Consider the following 18,480-nt stretch of genomic DNA (forward strand, 5'->3'; position numbering starts at 1 on the left):
CGCAGTGTCAGGCGAGCATTTCCACCAGTCGCCGGGCGGCGACCGCGGCGCCGTCCGGGGTGATCTGGCCGGCGATCGTACGAGCCTGGGCCGCGACGGCGGGTGTGAGGGCGTCCCGCAGGGCGGTGGTCAGGGCCTGGGCAGTCAGCTCGGCGTTCGCCAGGGTGGAGCCGATCCCGAGCGCGCGGACCCGGCTGCCCCAGTAGAACTGGTCGCTGAACATCGACACCACGACCTGCGGCGAACCGGCGCGAGCGGCGGCTGTGGTCGTACCAGCGCCGCCGTGGTGGACGACGGCGGCGACTCGCGGGAACAGCGCCTGCTGGTTGACGTCACCGATCGCGATGCAGTCGCGGGCGTCGTCGATCAGCCCCAGATCCGCCCATCCCTGGGAAAGGATGATCCGCCGTCCGGCGGCACGAGCGGCCGCGATCAGGGTGCGGCTGGTCTCCGGCGTCACCGGCATGCTGCCGAAGCCCAGATAGACCGGCGGGTCGCCGGCGTCGAGGAACGTCTGCAGTTCCGCCGGCAGCGGGCTGTCGTCCGGGAGCAGCCAGGCGCCGGTCTGGGTGACCTGCCGGCCGGGCGTGGTGGGCGCCGGGCCGAGGGTGGCGTCGGCGGCCAGCCAGGGATGGTCGGTCAGGACGTACCGGAGCACGTCTTCGATCGGCTTCAGTCCGAGCCGGGTGCGGTTGTGGTTGATTCGCTCGAGCGACCTGTTGTTCCACGACGCGTACGTGTCTTCCCACCGTCGCTCGTTGTCGGCCGGCTCACCAGGCGTCCAGACCTGAGCGGGAGCCGGCGGTGGCGCGTGGTCGGGGGAGGGCAGCGCCACCGCCGCATAGAGGGCGTTCACGTACGGGATGCCGGCCAGCTCGGCGATCGAGGGCGCCGCGTACTGATGGGCGTTGGCGCCGAGGATCGCGTCGCACCCGTCGGCCGCCGCGGCGACCGACTCGAACTGGTCGGTGATCAGGTCTGGCATCGTCTCGCGCGGTGTCGCCGGGGCGCCCGATCTCGGGAGCCGCATCTCCACACCCATCGGGGCCACTTCGAACCCGTACCCACCGACCCAGTCCAGGAAGTTGGGCGGCACGCACAGCCGGACCTGCTGGCCGAGGGCGCGAACCGCCACCGCCAGCGCCAGCACCGGCTGCACGTCCCCACGCGTTCCTACCGACGACAACAAGAACCGCACAGGCTGTTTCTCCTCTGGTGTTTGCGCTGGCTGTGCCGGTTTCGGCGGACAGCTCAAGCATTCTGGCGCAGCACCGGGGCCTTGCCGCAAGCCCAGGTCTCGGCTATACGTTGAGGTGGGGCGAACGACCGTTATCGTGAGGCGGTGGCACGGGGCGGGTTCGTCGGGCGGGAGCGCGAGCGGGCGCTGCTGGACGAGCGCCTGAAGGCCGTCTCCGACGGCGAGGGCCACCTCGTGTTGATCGCGGGTGAGCCGGGAGTCGGGAAGACGCGGCTCGCCGAGGATGTGGTGGCGCGGTCCGGGATGTCGTACGCCTGGGGCCGGGCCACCGAGGCTGAGGGCAGCCCGCCGTATTGGCCGTTTCGCCAGGTCGTAAGAGCGATCGGCGGCGCGTCGACCGTGTGGGAGCCACCGGCAGGTGGCGCCGACTCCGCGCAGGAGCGCTTCCGGCTCTTCGAGGCGGTCACCGAACTGCTGATCGCGGCCGCCGAGCCCGACGCGCTGGTGGTGGTGTTCGACGATCTGCAGTGGGCCGATCCGGCGTCGGTGCAGCTTCTGGTGCATCTCGCCAGAGCGGTGGCCCGGTCGAAACTGCTGGTGATTGGCACTTTCCGGCACACCGAGACGACCGGTCGGGCTGCCCTTAGGGGCGCTTTGTCGACGCTGGCGAGCGAACCGGCGGTCACCCGGCTGACCTTGGCGGGTCTGACCGAGCCAGAGGTCGCCGCGCAGCTGGCCGGTGTCACCGGGTGGCCGGTGCCGGCGTCGGTGGCCGCCGCGATTTGCCGTCGTACGAGCGGAAATCCGTTCTTCGTCGGGGAGCTCGGGCGGCTGCTGGCCGGATCCGCTGACGGCGACGAGCTGCCAGCAGGCGTACGCGATGCCGTCCGTGGGCGGCTCGGCAGGCTGTCCCCGCTGTGCCGCGCGATGCTGGCCGAAGCGGCCGTGCTGGGAGCGGAGCTGGATCCGGAGGCGATCGCCGCGGCGACCGAGCGGTCGCTGGCCGAGGTGCTGGCGGCGCTCGACGAGGCCATCGCGGCCGGGATTGTGGAAGGCGGTCGGTTCGCGCATGACTTGATCCGTGAGGCGGCCCGGCTGGACGTCGGTACGGTCGAGCGGTTGGCGCTGCACCAGCGGATGGCCGGCTACCTGCGCGGACTCGGTGATGCGGACGTACGGGTCGGCCAGATCGCCGAGCACCTGCTGGAGTCGCTGCCGGCCGGGGACGCGGCCGAGGCGGTGGCGTGGACCGTACGGGCCGCCGAGCAGGCCATGGCCCAACTCGCCTGGGAGCAAGCCAGTGCGCTCTATGGCCGCGCGCTGGTGGCCGGCCGGCTGGACCCGTCGCAGCGGGCCGAGTTGTTGCTGGCCAGGGCGCGAGCGCAGGTCCGGGCTCACGAGGTGGAGGGCGCTCGGGTCTCGGTGGTGGCCGCGGCCGAGATCGGCCGTACCGCTGGGCACGGTGAGTTGCTCGTGCGCGCATCTCTGGTGATGGAAGGCGTCGTCGACTCGTTCTGGGCCGAGACCGGCCGGCAGTTGTGCGAGGAGGCGATCTCAGTGCTGCCGGTGGGCGACAGCGCTGAGAAGGTACGGCTGATGGCCCAGTTGGTGATCAACGGCGCCTGGCGGTCGTTCGACGGCGTCGAGATGCGGTCGGCCGAAGTGTTGGCGATGGCAGAGCGGGTAGCGGACCGTCGGGCGCTCGTCGAGGCGTTGCGCGCCCGGCAGTTCGCGCTCAGCGGCCCGGCCGGCGCGGCCGACCGAGTCGGCTTGGCGGACCGGCTGCTGGCGCTGGGCGACGACGAATCGGCGCTGTGGGGGCGATTGTGGCGGTTTGACGCGTACGCACAGCTCGGCCGCATCGATGCGGCGGAGGCCGAGCTGCCGCTGATCGACCAGCTCGCCGACCGGCTCCGGTCGCCGATGGCGCGCTGGCACGCTGTCCGCTCCCGCGCCACCCTCGAGTTCGCCCGGGGCCGGCTCGCCGAGGCCGTCCGGTTTGGCCAGCTGGCCGCCGAGCTGGTGCGGCGGGCCGGCAACAAGGGCGCGGCCTTCCCGTCCCAGGGGTTTCTGCAGTCCGTGGCCACCGTGGCCGGCGATATCAGCATGATCGACGACGATGTGATCACCGCGCATGAGCACGTCGAGACGGCGGCCGTACGGATGATGTCGGTGTCCTGGATGCTCGCCGCCGGCGACCGCGACCGTGCCGAGCGGACCTACCGGGCGCTTCCCGCGGCCGGCTTCGGGCCGGATTTCTTCCAGCTCATCACCCTGTCCTTGCTGGCAGACCTGGCCGCCGAGTTCGGCGACCCGGCGACCGCCGAGCGCGTCTACTCGCTGCTGTCCCGGTACGCCGACCTGTTCGTCTGCGGCGGCGCCGGAGTCGTCCTCATCCTCGGCTCGGTCCAGGAGTATCTCGGCACCGCCGCCGCCACCTGCGGCCGTCACGAGGACGCCGTCCGGCATTTGCGGGCGGCCATCAAAGCGAACGAGCGTGCCGGCATGCCCTGCCATGTCGCCTCTTCGGCATACCGGCTGGGCGTCGTGTTGAGCCGCCGCAAGCGTACCGGCGACCGCGAGGAGGCGGCCGCCCTCGCCGCGTCGGTCGCCGCGCAGGCCGAGCACCTCGGCATGGCGCCACTGGTGGCCCGGGCCCGGACATTGGCCGAATCACTGGCCGGCCGTCGTACCGGACCACTCAGCCGCCGACAGTACGAGATCGCCGAACTGATCTCGCAGGGCCTCATGAACCGCGAGATCGCCGCCGTCCTGCATTTGAGCGAGCGGACCGTCGAAACGCATGTCCAGCACATCCTGACCCGGCTCGGTTTCACCAACCGCTCCCAAATCGCGGCCTGGCTCGTCGCTGAGCGAATGCGCACCGATTCGGCATGATCAACAACGCTGTCCGTGGTTAGCGCTAATCGCGAGGGGCGAGGTGTGAGCGGTTGATGGTGATGTCGCCGTTGGCGGTGCGGGCTCGTACGGTGACGGTCGGTTTGGACTGGTCAGGCATGTCGTCGGCGGTCAGGGCGTTGCGTACGTCGCCGTAGACGGTCTTCGCGTCGAGCCAGACCGCGACACCTTTTGCGATGCCGACCTCAAGATCGCCATTGGCTGTTTCCAGCGAAACTTCCCCGTCCGAGACTTCGCCGACATGGACGTCGCCGTCCTCGGTCTTGGCTGTGACGGTGGTCAGCGCCCGGTCGATCGCGATGTCGCCGTTGCCGGCGTACACGGTGAGATCGCCGGTGCTGGTGCCGATCCAGATGTTCCCTTCGCCGTCCTTCACCGCGGCCGTGCTCTCGAGCTCGCGGACGCGGACGGCGCCGGTCTCGGTGGTGATCTTCGCGTGCCCGGTCGCGCGGTCGACGGCGATGTCGCCGGAGTCCGTCCGCAGGTCCAGGCTGGCGCCGGTGTCCAGCCAGATGTCCCCGTCGCTGGTCTTGAGCACGCAGTCGCTGAGCGTGCCGGTGGCCCGGAAAGTCGCTGCCCACGCGGTGGCCGCGACCCGGGATCCGGTCGGGAGGTCGATGACCACGTCAAGAGATCCGCCCTCACCCAGAAAACTGGAAGCCTTCCATCGTTTCGGCGATCCAATCCGTAGCTTCCCAGCGGAGTAGTCGACAGTCGTCGCCTCGGCGAGCCGCACGTCGTCGCTCTCTGCGCCGTTGCTCGGCAGGATTTGGACGGACGTGTCGGTTCGGTCGCTGGCCCTGATCCGTACGGTGCCGCTGACGAGTTCGAGCATGACCGAGATTGGCTCGGGCGTGTCAAAATGAGGCATCAGAAATTTCCTTTGCAAAGGGGAAAATGGCGAGCTTCGGGTCAGCGCATCCAGCCGGTGACGTGATCTGCGCCGGAGTCCGACTTCGTTCTCTTCCGGCGGCTTGATTCGGCACCGCGGTCCAGTGTCGCGGCCGCCGCCCGGACCAGCCACGCGTTGACGGAGAGCCCTTCCTGCTTGGCGGCTTCCTCGACCCGGAGCTTGAGGTTCTCCGGAATGCGTAGGTTGATGCGCAGCGCCGGTCCGTCGACGGTGGTGGCGATGCTGGTGGTGAAGTCCTCGGCGGGTACGACGGTGGGCGGCCGGGTGACCGAGAAGCTGGCCACGCGTTCTCGAAGCACCAACTCCACCGACCCGGGTGCGAGGGCCTGGCTGATCTCGTCCGTCGCCGCCGAGAGTGCTTCCAGTAGCGCCAGCCGGAGTGTCGAGTCGAGCGCCGTTGCGAGATGCCCGGCCAACTTACGGGCGTCTTCGCCACCGAGCTCGGCCGCCGCCACCAGGTCGCGGTGAACATTGGCTGCATAGGGTCCGAGGTCCATGGCACCACTATGGCACTAGACATGAGCCACTGCAAGGTCGGATGATGTCATTGTGACGTCATCGAATGAAAGGGCTCCGATGCATCAGGCCTCGATCCAGAGAAGGCGGCGACATTCCATCGTCGCCGGGTCCATCCAGCTGCTCACCATCGTCCCGTTCCTGCTCGGATCCGCGGTGGTCCTCGGGTACGGCCCGGCCGCGCAGGCGGCCGCCGAGGCCGCCGTGGTGAGTCAGGGCTCGCCGGCATCGGTGCTGGTGAAGCACGGGATCTTCTTCGGTTCGAAGGTGTCCGAGCTGCCCGTGCCGGTCGCGATCGCGATCATTCTGGTGGTCCTCGCGGTGCTCAACCTGGCTGCCAACCGGATCGGCCGGATCCTTTCGTGGATCTTCCATCCACTGCTCTTCGTTGCTGGGTGCGTCATCATTCCCGGCCAGTTGTTCACTGCCCAACTGCTGGAATCGGCGTTCAAAAACTCTGGCGATGCGGCGCTCGAGCGTCTCGACGCGTACGCCGTCGTCGATGCGGCGATGCGGGTGATGCCAGACTGGCTCACCCCGGTCGACTGGGCGAAGCTCGTGCTGACCACCGGGGGTTCGCTGGCTGTGATCGTCCTGCTCGCGGGCGGCCGCGGGCCAGGAAGATTCGCTACCCGTCAGGGGAAACGGCGTTAGTCGAGCAGTCGGCGCAACAGTCCGAGCGCGCCGGACAGGTGCGCCTGCTCGGTACGGCTCAGCCGGCTGGCGATGGCGTCGGTGAGGTTGTCGTGGCCTGCCTCGCGCCGTTCGGTGAGCAGGCGCTGGCCATCGGCGGTGATGACCAGCAGCTTGCGGCGCTGATCGTGCGGGTCGGGGACGCGTCGTACGAGCGATCTTTCGACCAGGCTCGTCACCGACACGGTGATCGACTGGTGGGTGATCTTGTCCAGCCGGGCCAGGTCGGCGACCGTGTACGGCCCGTCGCGGTCGAGCCGCTTCAGGATCGAGACCTGCGACAACGTCACCGCGGCGGCCGGTGACACCGCTCGCTGCCGCCGGACCAGCGCACCGACCACGAACTGAAGCTCATCGGCGATTGCCGCTGGGTCGCTTGCCATGCTCGCTACTATACAGTGTGACTGCGCAGTTAAACTGTGTATCTCGCGAGCGTGGGAGTGGGTACGTGATGACTGAGCTGACGGTAGGTGGGCTGGAACGTACGTTCACGATCCAGCCGCCGAGCCGCGAATCGGTGCCGCTGGTGCTGGTGTTGCATGGCGCCGACGGCACCGGTTCGATGATGCGTGAGTGGACATCCTTCGACCGGCAGGCGCAGGCCTGGGGATGGGCGGTCGCGTACCCGGATGGGTACGAGCGAGGGTGGGCGGACGGCCGCGGGGTGAAGGCCGCCGACGCGGCGGGGATCGACGATGTCGGGTTCCTCCGCACGCTGATCGACTGGTCGGCGCAGCGCTATGGCACGTTGCCGGATCGGACCGTGGTGGCTGGCAGCTCCAACGGCGCTTTCATGGCCCATCGGCTGGCGCTCCAGGCGAGTGACCAGGTGGCGGTGCTGGCGGCGGTCGCGGGTGGCATGCCCGCGACCTGGCGAGACTTCGAGCCGACACACGCGGTGTCCGCCCTGCTCATTCACGGTACGGCGGACAAACTGGCGCCCATCGACGGTGGCCATTCCCGCCACCGTGGGCCCAACGGAGAGCTGCGCGGCCGGATGTTGTCGCTCCAGGAGACGACCGAGCGCTGGCGTGCCGTGGACCGCTGCCCAGCCGGGCCAGGCGAGCCGTACGTGACTGAGTTTTCCAGCCGTACCACGGCAAAAGGTGGGGTCGGTGGGTCGCGGGTAGCCGCCTGGACAGTGCTGGGCGGTGGCCACACCTGGCCGGGTGCGTCGGTCCTGCCAGAGTGGTCCGAGCCGACCACCCAGGAATTCGACGCGGCGAAGGAGATCTGCCGCTTCGCGCAAACACTGCTCATCCCCGCTGACGCCCGCCGCCTTTAGGCCCTTCGAACAGGAGAAAAACGTTGGCAGTGTTGGGAAAAATGCTGAAGAACCGGCGCGCCGGCCAGGACGGCCTCGGCTGGAACTCGCCGAACCTGGCCGGCCCGGACGCGCTTTCGCTCAGCAGTCCGGATTTCCCGAGCGAGGGCCCGATTCCGATGGTGCACGCGGGTAAGCGGATGGGTGGTCAGGATCTGTCGCCGGCCTTGACCTGGTCGCCCGCGCCGGCTGGTACGGCACAGTTGTTGTTGGTCATCGAGGATCCGGACGCGCCGACGCCGGCGCCGTTCATCCACTGTGTCGCGTTGCTGGAGCCGTCGGTGACGACCCTCGCGCAGGGCGCGCTGGACGCCGACAGTCCGGCCGACGGCGTACACGTGCTGAGGTCTGGGATGGGCCGCGGCTACCTCGGTCCGGCGCCGATCAAGGGCCACGGCCCGCACCGGTACGTGTTCCAGCTTTTCGCCCTCGCGACCGCGGTGACCAGGGCAGTTGGTGGCAGCACACTGAAATCGGCCAAACCACGTGACGTGGTGGCCGCCGCCGCCGAGGTGTTGGCCCGCGGCCGGGTCGACGGTTTCTACGAGCGGGCCTGAACCGGTGGTGTAACCCCGCCGTGTATCTCAAGGTGGAGTGGCTTTCCGCTGCTCCCACCGAAGAGGGCGGGATGGTGAAAGGTGCTGCCGTACCAGTTTCGGGTGGGACGCAAGGTGCCGGAGCCGGCGGACCGGGCCGGCGACGGTGCGGTCGTCCGGCCGGCGCGGCTGCACTTGGTGGGTGACGATGTTTACCAGGACTGGGACGCGATTTATCGCGACAACGTGGACCGCGTCTATCGCATCATGTTCGCCAAGGTGGGCAACCGGGCGGACGCCGAGGACCTGACCGAGGAGGTGTTCCTGGCCGCGCTCCGACCGTTGCGGGTGTCCGCGAGCGTGGGGGAGGTGCGCGCGTATTTGCTGACGGTCGCGCGGACCGTGCTGGCGGGCTATTGGCGGCGTACGCTCGGCCGACCGGTCACTACGCTGGACGACGAGCAGGTGGCGGAGGTGTTCGCGCCGGCCGAGCCGGGCACCCGGTCGCAGGCGCGAGCCGAGGCGATCCTCGCCGCGTTGCCAGCTCGGTACAGGCGCGTGCTGGAGTTGCGGTTTCTTGCCGCCTGCACGCTGAAGGAGGCCGCGGCCGAGTTGGGAGTGACCGTGGGCAACGTGAAAGTGCTGCAACACCGCGCGTTGCGGCAGGCCGCGGTCGTCGCTGGCAGGATCGAGTCGTGAGTACGCGCGGGTTGCGGAGATTCGTTGCCGACCTGTTGCGCGGCCGGCGGCCGCGGACGTTCGGCGTTGAGCCGGGCGACGAGGCGTACGTACGGACCGCGATCGAGCTGCGGGCGGCGGGTTCGGCCGATGCCGGGCCGAGCGAGGATTTCGTGGAGTCTCTGCATGACCGGCTGAGCAAGGCGATGGCCGAGCCTGACCCGGTTCCAGCGCCAGCGGCGAAGACCGGTCGGCGCCGGTTCGTCCAAGCCGCCGCGGTGGCGGCCGGGTCGGCCGTGGTGGGTGCGGGAGCCGAATTCGTCCTGACCAGGCCACCAACGCTCGCCGACGCGCCGATCGCCGCGCAGACCCTGACGCCGAACGTCGGGGAATGGCGAACAGTGGCTGGCAGCCACGAAATCGGCGACGGCGGGGTGAAGCCCTTCGATCTGGGCGTCGTCACCGGATTTGTTGAGCGTACCAGCGGAAAGCTGCGCGCGGTCTCGGGTGTTTGTACGCACCTGGGCTGCCGCTTGGTGTTGGACAATGCGCAGAAACAACTGAACTGTCCGTGTCATCGCGCGTCTTTCGCGGTCACCGGCGAGGTTTTGCGCCATCAGCTGCCCATCACCCTGCCCCCGCTGCCGCGGTTGGCGGTACGGGAAATCGACGGGCTGGTCCAGGTTTTCGCGCCGCACGTGTAACCCGGTTGGCTATCGGTAGGTGAGATCCGCGGACCGCGGATCCGCCACCGAGGCCCGCGATGATCGGGGCCGGAGAAGGAAAACCATCATGAGAACAGCTGCTCAGCTGCGCTGCGCCTCGGTCGCGGTGGTGACCGGGGTCAGCCTGGGCCTGCTTGCCGCCTGCGGCGCGGCGGGTACCCTTCCGGCGGCGTCGCCGTCGGCCGCCGCGCCGATGCCCGGCATGTCCATGCCGGCGTCCAGCGCGCCGGTCACCACCGCGCCGGTCGCCACCACTTCGGTCTCAATAAAGAACTTCGCTTTCGAGCCCGTGACCATCACGGTGCACGTCGGCGCGGTGGTCACCTGGACGAACGCCGACCAGGACTCGCACACGGTCACCTCGGTGCCGCCGGCGAGCCAGTTGCAGTCGCCGGCGCTCAATACGAGCGGGGTCTATCGGCACACCTTCACCGCGGCCGGCACGTACGCGTACCTGTGCACCATTCACCCGTTCATGACTGGCACTGTGGTGGTGACGCGGTGACCAAGCCTGACGCGGAAATCCCAGCCGAGCAAGAGAATCCCGGTCCGCATGGCATGACCCGCCGGCAGCTCATGCGGCATTCGGCGTGGTTCGGGTCGGCCGTCGTGTTGGTGGTGGCCGGCGGCGAGGTGATCAGCCATGTTGCCGGGCAGCCGGCACCGCCCATTGTGGACGATCCGCATGCGTTGAAATTCGTCCAGATCAGCGACAGTCATCTCGGCTTCACCGGCCCCGCCAACCTGGCCGTCACCGAGACTTTCTCGGCAGCGATCCAGCAGATCAACGCGCTGCCGTACCGGCCGGATTTCGTGATGCACACCGGAGATCTGACGCATCTGGCCACCGCGGCGCAGTTCGACCAGGTCGCCCAGATGATGAAGGGTTTACACACTGGGAAAACTTTGACCGTACCGGGCGAACATGACTCCATCGACGACCACGGCCAGAAATACCGGCAGTTCTTCGGCGCCGGCACGGTCGGCGACGGGTGGTACAGCTTTGACATGAAAGGCGTGCATTTCCTGTCGTTGGTGAACACGTTGAGCTTGGAAAAGCTCGGCCATCTTGGTACGGCACAGCTCGAATTCATTCGCCGGGATGTGGCCGGGCTGTCGTCCGACACCCCGATCGTGGTGTTCAGCCACATCCCGCTTTTCGCGATGTTCCCGGGCTGGGGGTGGGCCACCGATGACGCCACCCAGGCGCTCAGCTACCTGCGGCGGTTCTCGTCCGTGACGTGCCTGAACGGCCATGTGCATCAGCTTTTCACCAAGACCGAAGGGAATGTGACCTTTCACAGTGCGACCACCACCGCCTATCCACTGCCGGCTCCGGGCAAGGCGCCGGCACCGACTCCGATGGTGCTGCCGGCGGGCAAGCTTAAGCAGGCCCTGGGCATCCGCGAGGTCACCTACCGCAAGGGTGACTCGCCGCTCGCGGTGAAAGACGTCGTACTCGGCTGACCATGCCAGCGGGTCGGTGATACGGTCATCTGCATATAACGGAAGGCGGTATATACAGATGGCGAGTATGCAGGAGCCGACATTCCTGATGCTGACCGCGCTCGCTGCCGAGTCGCTGCACGGTTACGGGCTCATCCAGGAGGTCGCGACGCTTTCCCTGGATCGCGTACGACTGCGGGCCGGCACGGTCTATGGCGCCCTCGACCGGCTGCAGGAAGACGGGTTGGTGGAGGTCGAGCGGGAAGAGGTGGTGGAAGGGCGGCTGCGCCGCTACTACCGGCTCACCTCGGACGGCTCGGCCACGCTCGCCGCGGCGGCGGACCGGATGAAGCGGACCGCGGCGCTGGCCGAGAAGCGGCTGGCCTCCAGGGCTACCGAGACGCGCCCCGGCCGCCCGATCGCGAGACCCGCCACTGGCAGCATCTGACCTCTGAGGGACAACGGAGACCCGATGATCAGCAGCAAGCTGGAAAGCCGCTATCGCCTTCTTTTGCTGGCGTATCCCCGCCACCACCGGCGCCGGCGCGGCGAGGAGATCCTGACGACCCTCATCGATGGCGCGGACCCAGGTCGTGAGCGCCTGCGGTTCGCTGAGGTGTTCGACATCGTACGAGGTGCGACAAAGGTGCGTTTCGGTGTCGGCGGCGGAAAAATCGCGGTGTTCCTGGCCGTCTTCGCGGCACTGATCGGCGGTTTCGCCGGGATGTGTCTTGGCTCGTGGGCCGGTTGGCAGAGCGCGCCGCGGATTCCCGACCAGGTGCCCGCCGAAGTCGCCCAGTTGGCTTTTCCCGGGCTGTCGGGAAGTGACGTGTGGTATCAGCCCTATCCGTACGGATTCCGGCTGGGAGCTGACGAGCGGGTGTCGCTGGCGGAGCGGGTTTTCGGCACCACCAATGACCTTGACGGTCCGCAGACAGCCCACTATTTCTTCCCGTCGGTTGACAACCTGTCGTTGACGCAGACGCGCGCACTCAGTGCGGCGGCCGTCGTCCGGCTCCGCCGTGCCGGGTGGCAGATTGATGGTGGCGGGTCGCCGCTGTCGACCCGGGATGGGATAGCGGCGACCCGGGATGGGGTGGTGGCAGACATCAACTACGGCCCGACCTACGCGACGCAGGTGGAGGTGGCGATGGCTGACGGCCCCAGTCAGACAGCGATCGTCGTCTGTTCCTTGGTGGGTGTGCTGATCGGCTTGGGGATGGGATGGATCGTCGGTGCGTGGGCGGTGCGTCGGCTTCGCCGTACTGGCGCCGGAAGTCGCGCACTGATGGGCGTTCTGTTCGCGTTCGCCTGCATCGGTCTGCTGCCGGCGGCGTTGGGCGCGACGGACACCGGCGGCCGGCCGTTGTGGATGTTCCTGCAGTATTTTCTTTTCCAGCCCGGGATCGACCTCGCGGCCCTGCTGATCGCGGTGATCCTCGTGCGAGCCTGGAGAGCTGGCTTGGCGGAGAGCGTCACCGATCCCGAACGGCTCTCCACGTCCTGAGGCGTATTTGGGCCGGTGGCCGCGAAGGCTCTTGACGGGCCGAACCAAACTCCGATACTGGTACGGACCTGTTTTGGAGTTGGCCCGATCATCCGGAGTCATGATGAAGCGTCCCACCCGCGGTCTGTTGATCGCCGCCGTAGTCGGGCTGGCCGCCGCGTTGGCGGTGCCGGTCGTGTCGGCCGCCGCCGCACCGCCAGCGGTCGCCAAACCGCATGTCACGCCGCCGGGCACGGTGCCGGCGGACTCGGTCGCGCGGATCGACGACGCCCTCGGCAACGGCACTGACCAATGGGGAAACGAGCTGGTCAAGGCGCCGAACGGGCCGAGCCTCGCGGCGGTGAAACCGCTGTTGCCGCCAGTGGTGACCGCCGGCGCGAGCCATTCGGACTCCGGCTACTACTACCTGCCGATGACTTACCCGAAGCCGACCGCGGCGACTTGGCAGGCCACTCGCGCCTTCGCCATGCAGGTCGCGGATGGCAGTGAAATCCTTTCCGACCAAGGCAAAGGCGCAGCTCCGACTCAGACGGTGACCTTCGGTGTCGGTGCCGACGGCGGTGAGGCTTACGGCAGCCAGCAGGCACGCCTTGCCGATCCGCAGTTGGCCAGCGGCTACTTGCCGATCCTGGTCAACAGCTACACGGACGGCACCGGCGCCCGCTTCGACCGGGAGTCGTACGCGGTCCGGGTCGGGTCGGACACCGGGCCGCTGGTCAGTTACGTGAAATTCACCGTACATCCTGGAACTTCGGCCACCACACTCCGGCTCGGCCTCAACAACGCGCAGATTGGCAGCATGGGGGTCAGCGGCAACACGTTGTCCGCCAACGGAAAGTCGTACGTGAAGTTCAGCGGCTCACCGTCCTGGACCTCGCCCAACCTGAACTACGCCATCAACCCGGCCAGCGGCACCCAGGACATTTACCTGATCGTCGCGAACACACCGGCTGACCTGAGTTCGGTGAACTCTGACGCGACCGGTTACAACGCTTCCCGTCAGCAGGTCTCGTCGTACTGGCAAACCGTGCTTTCTGGCGGTTCGACCATCAATGTTCCTGAGGCGTACGCGCAAAACGCGATGCGGAACCTGCTGCTGCAGGACCTGGTGATGGCGTTCCAGCAGAGCATCGGCGACGGTTACGAGACAGCGGACAGCACCTTCGCCTTCGTGCCAGAGCTGGACAGCTCGATCAACACCCTGGGCGAGTTCGGTTACAACACCGACTACCGGCAGGATATCTCCGCGCTGCTCGTCCGCGGCCAGGGCGGCGTTTTCCCGGACTGGGAAAAGGGATTCAAACTGGAGGAAGCCGCCTCGTACTATTTCCTGACCAACGATGCCTCTTACATCAACCAGAATCTGGGCACCTTCACCAGTTGGCTGAGCGGTTCGGGTGGTTACCAGCAACAGATGGCCGCGAACAACGGCCTGGTGGAGAAGGAAAACTACGGCACCGACATCCAGACGCCGGTCTACGGTTTGAACCACCAGGCACAGTCGTGGCGTGGCATGCGCGACTTCGGGCTGGCGTTGCGGCAGCTGGGAAACGCGTCGTTGGGCAATCAGTTCACCAGCCAGGCGACCACGTTGCGTACGGCGATCCTGTCGGCGGTGACGCAGTCCGAAACCAAGCTGTCCGACGGCTCGATCTACGTGCCGATCCAACTGCTGGACCCGGCTTGGAAGCAGCCGTTCGAACCGATCACATCCACGACTTTGGGCAGTTACTGGAACATCACCATTCCGTACGTCCTCAAGACCGGTATTTTCGGGCCGGACAGCCCCGAGTCGACCGGCATTGCCACGTACATCCGCAAGCACGGCGGTCTTTTCCTGGGCATGACCAGATTCAACCTGTACGGCGGAGAGGCCGGCACCTGCGAGACCGATGGCCCGCTGAACTTCCCGGCCGGCTCGCCCGGCTACAAGACGACCGGCGTCGATCAGCAGTATGGCTACGGCTGGGCGAAATACCTGTCCGACCAGGGTGACGCGGGCGATCTCGACATGCAGTTCTACGGCCAGGTTGGCCAGGAGCTGACACCGAACACCTTTGTCAGCGGCGAAGGGGCAACTCTGGCGCCCTGTCCCGGCGAGTATTACCGCAGCATGTTCTTCCCGCCGCTCGCGGCCGGCAATGCCGTCCCGCTGCAGGCGATGCGCAGTATGCTGGTGTCCGAGGGCCTGGCCGCCGACGGCACCCCGCAGACGTTGAACCTCGCGCCGGCGACTCCGCAGCAGTGGCTGTCGGACGGACAGAACGTCTCGGTCGGCAACCTGCCGACCGACTTCGGCCCGCTCACGTACAGCATCGTTTCGCAGTTGTCACACGCAAACGTGACCGCGACGGTGACACCTCCGGCGGCGGCCGCGGGTCGGTTCCGACCGACGGACGTGCTGCTGCACCTGCGTACGCCAGCCGGCTATCAGCTCTCCTCGGTCACGGTCAACGGCGCGACGCACAGTTTTGACGCCACCGCCCAAACCGTCGACCTCGGCGCGCTTTCGGCCACCGCCACCGTGGTGGCGCACTATGCGACCGGCTCGGCGGCCGGCGTCAACCAGGCCAGCCCGACCGTGCTGTCGGTGGCTCCCGGTGCCGTACGACCCGGGCAACCGCTCCCGGTGACCGGCACCGTGGAAGCCCTGGGCAGTGGCACCGTGACCGGCGCTGTCTCGATTTCCGCGCCCAAGGGCTGGACCGTACCGGCGGCGGGTTCGTTCTCGGTCGCCAGCTCCGGCGCGATCGGCTGGCAGAAGTTCAGCACTTCGGTGCAGCCGCCGGCAAACACGCCGGCCGGCTCGTACCAGCTGACGGTGACCACAACACCGGCCAACGGCACTCCCGCGTCCAGCAATGTGACCATTCAGGTCGCCACACCGTCCACATCGGACTATGCGAGCCTGGTGGAACTCGACCATCCGACCGCGTACTGGCGGCTGGATGACACCGGCTCGACGGCCGTGGATTCCTCGCCCTACCACACCAATGGGACGTACCAGGCGGGCTCGACCACCACCCAGTCCGGCCCGATCGTGGGGGACACCGCCGTCTGCTTCAACGGCGGATATGTGTCGGTGCCCAACGCGCTGGCGGTCTCGCCGTCGGCGGCCACCTCGTGGGAGGCGTGGATCAAGGTCAATGCGACCCAACAGCAGGGAATAGTCGAGAAATACGACAGCCCGCACTACAACGGCTTTGGCGTACGGCTGGTCCCGGGTAACAAACTGCAGGCATTCATGCTGGACCGCAATGACACGTTGCCGCCGACCATCACCAGCACCAGGTCCGTCCAAAATGGACAGTGGTATCACGTGGCCGTCACGTACGACGGCACCACGATGACGCTCTACCTCAACGGCCAGCCGATCGGCTCGGTCGCCAGCCCGCCGGCGACTTTGGGCACTAACAGTCTTAAAATCGGCGCCCGGGGGGATGACGCCGGCGCCCGGCTGAACGGCTGCATGGCGCAAGTTGCCTTGTATGACCACGCTTTGACGCCGGCGACCGTACAGGCGCACTACCTGCGCGCGATCCTGCAACCCGGTGGCGGGGCCGAAGGTTCGCAGGGCCTGGTGCTGGGCAACCAGCAGCAGCATTTCTTCGGCACGGACGCCTCCGGCGCGGTCGGGCACTGGTTCTGGGAGCCGTCAACGAACCAGATCCTGCACGACGTGTGGACGACCGGCACCGCCGGTGAGCCAACCGTTGGGCTGGCTGACAACGGGCAACAGCAGTTGTGGGCTCGCGGCGCGAACGGCAGCGTCCAACACACGTACTGGACGCCGTCCGACAACACGATCCGGCAGGACAGTTGGGCACCGGCCGGCTCGGTCGCGGCCGACCCGGCCAGCGTGGTCGTCGGCAGCCAGTTGCACGTTTTCGGGATCGATCCGACCGGAACTTTGCAGCACTGGTGGAAAGACGAAAGTCAGACCGCAGTCACCCATGACACTTGGGCCGGCGACCCGAAACTGGCCGGCCGCCCGACCGTTTTGGTGGACGACAGCGGAACCGTCCACGTGTTCGCTCGTGGCACCGACGGAAGTCTCCAACATTTCTGGGAAACGCTGGCAAGCGGCACGGTCCAGCATGCGGCGTGGGCGCCGGCCGGTTCGATCGCGGCAGACCCGCAAGCCAAGGTCATCGGCTCCCAGGAACATGTCTTCGCGGTCGACGCGGCCGGCAGCCTGCAACACTGGTTCGTGGACAAGGGGCAAGCCACGCCGTCGCACGACACGTGGGCGGGCAATGCCGGGTTGACCGGCCGGCCGGCGATCATGGTCGATGACACCGGCGCCCAGCACGTCACGGTTCGTGGCAGCGATGGCAGCCTGCAACATTTCTGGTGGACGCCCAGCGACAACACGATCCAGCACAATGCCTGGGCGCCGGCCGGTTCGGCCACCACCGACCCGACCGCCATGTTTGTCAACCGTCAGCAGCACATCTGGGCGACCGACGCCAACGGTCATGTCCAACACTGGTTCTGGGACGAGAACAGCAACCAGCTCAACCATGACGACTGGACCGCGCGAGCGACCTCCCATACCAATGTGAAGAAGCGGAGCAGCTAAATGTGAATGGACGACTGGCCGAACGAATAGCCCCACGACCCGTACCTGAGAACGTACGTGTCACTGAACCAAAGTTTCTGGTCGAAGGTCGACCCGTCCAGGCAACTGCCCTTGAGCCACAAAAGGGCCGTCACCGTCGCTGTCGAGTGCCCGAAGACGCGGACTTTCTGGGTCCCGGGCATCTCGTCCTGTTGCTTGTACGCGCATGCCTGGGTTTTCGCGTCGTTCACTGTGTCCGCCTTGGTGAAGACCGAACCCCGGCCGGTGACGATGACGAAGTCGTCGGTAAGGATCCGAGACATCGTGGCCGCGTCGTTCCTCTTCACCGCGGCCTGGTATTTCACGTCCAGCGCGGCGACAATCTCGGCGGGACTTTTCTGGTGCTGGGGCGAAACATCGGCGTGTGCGGCGATCGCCGGGGTAGCGAGCAGGGTGGCGACCGCCACGCCGGCGGCGATCGCGTGCTTCCTGACCTTGGCCATGATTCCTCCTGTTTTCGCGACGGACTCGCAGCACTGAGGCTGCCCGCCCGTGCGTCGGAGGTCTTGAAGATTGTTGCGCCGCTGTCACTTCGCCGGCGTAGCGTTCCCAGCGTGCATCAGGCCAAGGACGCCGTCATCGCCAGCGACCCCGACTTCAGCGTCGAGAAGTTCAGCTGTCTGGATGACCACACCGGCTGGTTCGAGGGATATCAGCACGCGTACCAGATCGTGTTGGTACGTAAGGGAATATTCCGGGTACGCAGCTGTGGTGCGATTTTCGAGGTGGACAGGACGACCTGCTACCTCGGGGTTCCGGGCGAGCCGCGGCAGTACGCGCATCCGGTTTCCGGCGAGCTCTCCACGGTGATCACAGTGAGCCCGCGACTGTGGCGTTCGATGGCCGGCGACACGCCGATCAGCCGCTACCGGGTTTACGCAGACGCGCGGATCGAGCTCACCCACCGGGCCATTCTGGCCGCCCGGCCGGATCCCGGTTATGCCCTCACCGAACGACTGCTCGGCCTGCTGGGCGGTGTCGTCTCTGGCGCGTCGACCCGCGCGCTGCCCGTTCACGTCCGGCCGACGCCGACTGACCGGGCGCTCGCGGAGAACGCGCGAGCGGCGATCATGGCCGACCACCCGGCGGCGAGCCGGCTCAGCTCGCTCGCCGCACTGCTGGACTGTTCCCCGTACCGGCTCAGTCGCGCCTTTTCCCGAGAGCTGGGAGTTTCCCTGACTCACTACCGAAACCGAGTGCGCATAACGCGCGCGTTGGATCGGCTGGAGGCGGGTGAACCGAGCCTCGCCGCCTTGGCGGCCGATCTGGGTTTCGCCGACCAGGCGCACCTCACTCGGACCGTACGAGACCACCTCGACCACACCCCGAGCACGCTGCGGCGGCTGCTCGCCGCCCATGGTCTGTCAGCCGCTGAGAGTGGCTGACAGGCTGGGGGAGGCGTTC

General features: G+C 67.4%; 17 protein-coding genes. 12 read left to right on the plus strand and 5 right to left on the minus strand.

Annotated features, from left to right (window positions below):
* Window positions 1-7: 7 nt before the first annotated feature.
* Window positions 8-1,198 carry a glycosyltransferase gene (locus ABD301_RS05775; RefSeq protein ID WP_344307840.1) on the minus strand — a complete coding sequence of 397 codons (1,191 nt, stop codon included), beginning with the start codon at window positions 1,196-1,198 and terminating at the stop codon, window positions 8-10.
* Between the two features lie 144 nt (window positions 1,199-1,342).
* Between ABD301_RS05775 and ABD301_RS05780 the strand changes: the two genes are divergently transcribed.
* On the plus strand, window positions 1,343-4,096 hold the full coding sequence (locus tag ABD301_RS05780; protein WP_344307842.1) for an ATP-binding protein: 2,754 nt from the start codon (window positions 1,343-1,345) through the stop codon (window positions 4,094-4,096).
* Window positions 4,097-4,121: 25 nt separating this feature from the next.
* Here the strand turns inward: ABD301_RS05780 and ABD301_RS05785 are convergent, their stop codons facing one another.
* Window positions 4,122-4,988 carry a DUF4097 family beta strand repeat-containing protein gene (locus tag ABD301_RS05785; RefSeq protein WP_163569780.1) on the minus strand — a complete coding sequence of 289 codons (867 nt, stop codon included), beginning with the start codon at window positions 4,986-4,988 and terminating at the stop codon, window positions 4,122-4,124.
* Window positions 4,989-5,029: 41 nt separating this feature from the next.
* On the minus strand, window positions 5,030-5,527 hold the full coding sequence (locus ABD301_RS05790) for a toxin-antitoxin system HicB family antitoxin (RefSeq protein ID WP_163569779.1): 498 nt from the start codon (window positions 5,525-5,527) through the stop codon (window positions 5,030-5,032).
* A gap of 79 nt (window positions 5,528-5,606) precedes the next feature.
* On the opposite strand from ABD301_RS05790, the gene ABD301_RS05795 reads away from it, so the two are divergent.
* A complete protein-coding gene (locus tag ABD301_RS05795; protein WP_163569778.1) occupies window positions 5,607-6,200 on the plus strand; it encodes a hypothetical protein in 594 nt (197 codons plus the stop codon).
* Here the strand turns inward: ABD301_RS05795 and ABD301_RS05800 are convergent.
* Window positions 6,197-6,622 carry a MarR family winged helix-turn-helix transcriptional regulator gene (locus ABD301_RS05800; RefSeq protein WP_163569777.1) on the minus strand — a complete coding sequence of 142 codons (426 nt, stop codon included), beginning with the start codon at window positions 6,620-6,622 and terminating at the stop codon, window positions 6,197-6,199. The two genes, ABD301_RS05795 and ABD301_RS05800, sit on opposite strands and share 4 nt — an antisense overlap.
* A gap of 68 nt (window positions 6,623-6,690) precedes the next feature.
* Between ABD301_RS05800 and ABD301_RS05805 the strand changes: the two genes are divergently transcribed.
* From ABD301_RS05805 to ABD301_RS05845, 9 genes are all read left to right on the plus strand, one after another.
* Window positions 6,691-7,524: a CE1 family esterase gene (locus tag ABD301_RS05805; RefSeq protein WP_344307847.1), complete on the plus strand. Its 834-nt coding sequence runs from the start codon at window positions 6,691-6,693 to the stop codon at window positions 7,522-7,524.
* A gap of 41 nt (window positions 7,525-7,565) precedes the next feature.
* Window positions 7,566-8,120 (plus strand): YbhB/YbcL family Raf kinase inhibitor-like protein, encoded by a 555-nt coding sequence (locus tag ABD301_RS05810; protein ID WP_344307849.1) that lies wholly within the window; start codon window positions 7,566-7,568, stop codon window positions 8,118-8,120.
* A gap of 168 nt (window positions 8,121-8,288) precedes the next feature.
* Window positions 8,289-8,798 (plus strand): RNA polymerase sigma factor, encoded by a 510-nt coding sequence (locus tag ABD301_RS05815; protein WP_279581290.1) that lies wholly within the window; start codon window positions 8,289-8,291, stop codon window positions 8,796-8,798.
* Complete coding sequence (locus ABD301_RS05820; protein WP_344307851.1) at window positions 8,795-9,481, plus strand: Rieske (2Fe-2S) protein; 687 nt, start codon at window positions 8,795-8,797, stop codon at window positions 9,479-9,481. The genes ABD301_RS05815 and ABD301_RS05820 overlap by 4 nt, the downstream gene beginning before the upstream one ends.
* 88 nt (window positions 9,482-9,569) lie before the next feature.
* Window positions 9,570-10,007 (plus strand): plastocyanin/azurin family copper-binding protein, encoded by a 438-nt coding sequence (locus ABD301_RS05825; protein WP_163569774.1) that lies wholly within the window; start codon window positions 9,570-9,572, stop codon window positions 10,005-10,007.
* 53 nt (window positions 10,008-10,060) lie between these two features.
* Window positions 10,061-10,969, plus strand: coding sequence for a metallophosphoesterase family protein (locus tag ABD301_RS05830; protein ID WP_425551894.1), 909 nt, complete (start codon window positions 10,061-10,063; stop codon window positions 10,967-10,969).
* A gap of 58 nt (window positions 10,970-11,027) precedes the next feature.
* Window positions 11,028-11,396, plus strand: a complete 369-nt coding sequence (locus ABD301_RS05835) for a PadR family transcriptional regulator (RefSeq protein ID WP_344307853.1) — start codon at window positions 11,028-11,030, stop codon at window positions 11,394-11,396.
* A gap of 24 nt (window positions 11,397-11,420) precedes the next feature.
* On the plus strand, window positions 11,421-12,455 hold the full coding sequence (locus ABD301_RS05840; RefSeq protein WP_344307855.1) for a hypothetical protein: 1,035 nt from the start codon (window positions 11,421-11,423) through the stop codon (window positions 12,453-12,455).
* A 100-nt stretch (window positions 12,456-12,555) separates the two neighbouring features.
* Window positions 12,556-17,037 (plus strand): LamG-like jellyroll fold domain-containing protein, encoded by a 4,482-nt coding sequence (locus tag ABD301_RS05845; protein WP_344307857.1) that lies wholly within the window; start codon window positions 12,556-12,558, stop codon window positions 17,035-17,037.
* Here ABD301_RS05845 and ABD301_RS05850 read toward each other — a convergent pair.
* Window positions 17,034-17,519, minus strand: a complete 486-nt coding sequence (locus tag ABD301_RS05850; RefSeq protein WP_163569768.1) for a nuclear transport factor 2 family protein — start codon at window positions 17,517-17,519, stop codon at window positions 17,034-17,036. The two genes, ABD301_RS05845 and ABD301_RS05850, sit on opposite strands and share 4 nt — an antisense overlap.
* Before the next feature lie 111 nt (window positions 17,520-17,630).
* Between ABD301_RS05850 and ABD301_RS05855 the strand changes: the two genes are divergently transcribed.
* Complete coding sequence (locus ABD301_RS05855) at window positions 17,631-18,461, plus strand: helix-turn-helix domain-containing protein (protein ID WP_279581272.1); 831 nt, start codon at window positions 17,631-17,633, stop codon at window positions 18,459-18,461.
* Window positions 18,462-18,480 lie beyond the last annotated feature (19 nt).

This window comes from Fodinicola feengrottensis (assembly GCF_039530045.1).
Taxonomy (GTDB): domain Bacteria; phylum Actinomycetota; class Actinomycetes; order Mycobacteriales; family HKI-0501; genus Fodinicola; species Fodinicola feengrottensis.